Below are 3,908 nucleotides of genomic sequence, written 5' to 3'. Positions count from 1 at the left end.
GATTTGTTTAGTTTTATTATAAAATATTTCTTTTTCTTCTAATTCTAAACCTCTAAAAAAGTCTTTATAATTATTATTAAATTCGTTAATTTGATTTAAAAATTCTTTTTCATTTATTAAATTATTTAAATATGCACTATATAAAAAACTACAATTATAACTATATTTACTTTTTAAATAATTTAATTTATTTACATCAGTAATATCATTAAGATTATTTAACCAAAAATAACAAGAATCAAATTCAGCTTCTAAATTTTTTGTTACAAAACGCATATGAGTATATTTTTCTTCTTTTAAATATATCTTAATACGTGATAAAAAATCTAAAAAAGTTGCATCATTCAAAAAACAAATTGAAATATTAACAAAATCATTGTTTTTTATATCTTTTGTCATTAATTCAGGACTATTATCTGGTTTATTAGTTAAAATTAAATTCAAATTAGCTTTTGAAACAATCCAACCGTTTTTCTTTTTATAATTAGAAATATCTTCATATTCTTTATTATATATATTTTCTGTGCCTTCACTCATAATAGCTGGAAATGTATTAAAATTATATTTTTTACAATTTTCTATAAATTCTGGAACTGAAAAATAATTTAATCTACCTTTATGGTCTTTACCAGTGGGTTTCATACCAGGGAAAAAATTATATTCTCTAATTGTATTACCTTCTTTATCTTTATAAGTTAAATAAGGTTTAAAGAAAAAATTAAATTCTTCTTTAACTGGATTAGGTGGTGGTGATGGAATAGGTTTTGGATCTGGTGGTAATATAACAGGTCCAGGACACCATGGTATATCTGGTTTAACAGGTGGAGCAGGTATAACTGGAGTTTCAGGTGGAACTGGTTTAACTGGTGGCACTGGTATAACAGGCCCAGCTCCTCCACATCCTGGTACTGGATCAACAGGTCTAACTGGATCAACAGGTATTACTGGTTTTACTGGTGGCACTGGTATCTCTGGTATAACAGGTTTAACTGGTCCAACAGGTATATCTGGTTTTACTGGTGGCACTGGTATCTCTGGTATAACAGATTTAACAGGTTCAACAGGTTCAACTGATTTTAGTTCTGTAAATACTTCAGATAAATCAGTTTTTAAATCTTTATTTTCTTCTTTTACATCATCATTATATTTTTTAATTATTTTATTAGTTTTAAGTTCTTCAGCTTCTAAACGAGGCTTATAATCTCTACTAATAATTATCAAAAAAATAAATAATAATGCTAAAATGATAAAAAAATAAATAAAAAAATTATTTTGTTGTTTATCATTAATATTATCATTATTCATATTTAAAATACTCTCTTTTTTTAAAAATAAACTGTTTTAAGGTTGATTTTAATATTTTGGAAAATCTTTTTTTATATTATAAAAGATTTTTTGATTAAAAGTTGTTTTTTTCATCTCTCTTTTTGTGGTAAATTATTTTATTTTTTTTCTTTGATATTCATTTTTTCATTATAAAGAGTAATATATTGTTTTTTTGGATTAAAGTGAAGATAATAAGTAGTTGTTCCTACTTTTTTATTCGCCATTTGTATAGGACATTTAACTTCATTAACATAAAAATCTTTGTCTTCTTCTAATAAATATTTAGGGCCTTCATAATCCATTTTGATAGTGTCGTCTTTTTCGACAAAACTATTATTAAATACAGAAAATACAGGTCCGTTATAGTTAGTACTCAAAGTATCTATATTAAAATATGCAGGACTAAAATAATTTGTTTCTTCAATAGCAAAAGGATTTTTATAAAAACACCATTTATTAAAAGGTTCTTTAATACAATGAATTAAATCTTTAGGAATTTTATCTTTGTATTGACACTGATCGAAACCATTGAAACCGAAAAATGTATATGTTTTTTCGATTAATGGTTCTTCTATTTCTCCGACATTATTCAACATTAATTTTCCTTTTTCGTTGCGATAAGGTTTATCTTGTTCAGTTAATTTATATTTAGTACCATATTCTCCTTTTTTATAATAATATTCATATTTTGTTTCTATTTGAGGAGTAGGAACAGGTTTACTTTCTTTTTTAACTTCTGGTTTATTATTAACATGCATTAAAAATGCACTAAATGATATAACAATAATACCAATAAACAAATTAAAAATAATTTTTCCTTTAGGACTGATTTTTTGAATTCGATTTTGATTTAATTTTTTTTCTCGAAGAATAATCAAATAAGGTCCTAAAATAAATAATAAAAGAGTTAAAACTACTAAAATAATGATTTGAATAGTTGAAAACATAATAAAATTCTCCTTTTTGAAAATTAATTATTAAGATTAAATAATATTTTTTATTTTATCATAATTATTTTTAATTAAAACCAACTTTTGAATTTATCCCAAGCATAAGAGGCTGCTCCTATTCCTGCTCCTGTAAGTGCTCCTGCTGCTGTTCCAACTCCTGGAATTATACTACCTATTGCTGCTCCTGCCGCCGTACTCTTACCGATTGTTTTTGCTGTGTTGCCCCATGTGTTTTTCTTAGTTTCTAATGTCTCGCTTTTTTTGTTGTGATCTTGTATTTTTGTTTTTAAACCTTTTATTGCTTCATTTAATTCAGTCTTAGTCTTCTCATGAGCTTTTCGTTCATCTTCTAATTGTTGTCTTAATTCCTTAATTTTTAATAATAACTCTTGATTCTCACTGCTTAAAGCTTCATTCGCTTCTTCTAGTCCTTTAATTGTTCCTTCTAATTGTTGAATATGTTTGCCTTGTTCTGTATATAATTCAATTTGTCTTTCAATTTCAGCATTTAAACGGTTTATTTCTGTGGCTTGTTCTTGAACTATTTTCTCTAATTTAGCTATTTCTTCATTTTTTGTGTTAATAATATCTTTTAATTTTTTTTCGTTTTCTTCTAAAGTTATGATTTTTGTTTGTAATTCTTGAATTTTTTCTTGTTTATCGTTTAACGTTTTAATTAAATTATTATTAATTTGATTAGTATTTTTTAATTCTTCTTGTATTTGAGCTATCTCTGCTTCTAGTTGAGCGTTTATTGTTTTAGTTGATTTTAATTCAATTATTACGTTTTTTAAATCATTATCATATTTAGCTTTTAAATTTTCATTTTCTTTTGTTAAAGTCTGAATTTCTTCTTGAAAACCTTTTTCTTTAATAGTTAATTCATCCATGTCTTTTTTTAAATCTTTGATATGTTTTTCTTTTTTTTGAACTTCTATTTCTAAAGTTTCATCAGGAGTAGTTTGTTCGATTAACTCTTTCATTTCTTGTTTAGTTTGATTTAATTCTTGTTCTAATTTTGTTGTTTGATTTGAAATATCTAGTAATTCTTTCGTTTTATCCTTTAAACGAAGAAGACTATTTTCACTTAATTCTTGTGTAGGAGGAGTTAAACAAACGTCATGACTAAATTTCATTTCTATTTTGTTAAAACGAGCGCTGTTATAGTGATCTAAAACTTTTATTTCATGGTGGTTTAAAGTCTTTTGTTTTACATTTTCAGGCCATATATCGAATTTTATATAATAAACAACTGTTCCATCAATTTCGGTTTTTTGAGCTTCAAATATTTTTGTATTTTTAACTGCATCATTTTCTTTATCGTCATAATTTTCAATGTTTTTATATGGTTTAATTTCTACTTGAAATGGTTGAGGAGCGTAATATACGTCGTTATCAGTATATTTTTGTGTATTTGTTTCATTTGAAATTAAACTATGGTATACAGTTAATGTTTTTTTATCTTTTTTAATTTGACATTTATTTAACCAATCGTGATAAGGGTTATTTAAAGCATTGACTTCTTGTTCTAAAGAAGCTTTTTGTGTTTGTAATTTACTTAATTCTAGATTTAATTTAATTAATTGTTCTTGTTTATCAGTTAAATAAATTTTTGATTGCTCGGTTTTTTCC

General features: G+C 24.8%; 2 protein-coding genes and 1 pseudogene. All 3 read right to left on the bottom strand.

Annotated features, from left to right (window positions below; translation table 11 throughout):
- A pseudogene (locus KTO59_RS03710) lies at positions 1–1,305 on the bottom strand (hypothetical protein); the annotation flags it as partial.
- Positions 1,306–1,442: 137 nt separating this feature from the next.
- Positions 1,443–2,273: a hypothetical protein gene (locus KTO59_RS03705; RefSeq protein ID WP_284928701.1), complete on the bottom strand. Its 831-nt coding sequence runs from the start codon at positions 2,271–2,273 to the stop codon at positions 1,443–1,445.
- Between the two features lie 74 nt (positions 2,274–2,347).
- On the bottom strand, positions 2,348–3,908 hold a 1,561-nt coding region (locus KTO59_RS03700), incomplete at its 5' end, for a hypothetical protein (RefSeq protein WP_284928700.1).

The organism is Candidatus Phytoplasma sp. AldY-WA1, from assembly GCF_020312115.2.
In the GTDB taxonomy this organism is placed as follows: Bacteria; Bacillota_I; Bacilli_A; order Acholeplasmatales; family Acholeplasmataceae; genus Phytoplasma; species Phytoplasma vitis.
Note: the sequence above shows the minus strand (reverse complement) of the source record. Positions and strands in the feature narration are given on the sequence as shown.

Excerpts from the sequence above, each read along its gene's own strand:
- KTO59_RS03705 (WP_284928701.1), bottom strand. The coding sequence starts at position 2,273 with ATGTTTTCAACTATTCAAATCATTATTTTAGTAGTTTTAACTCTTTTA.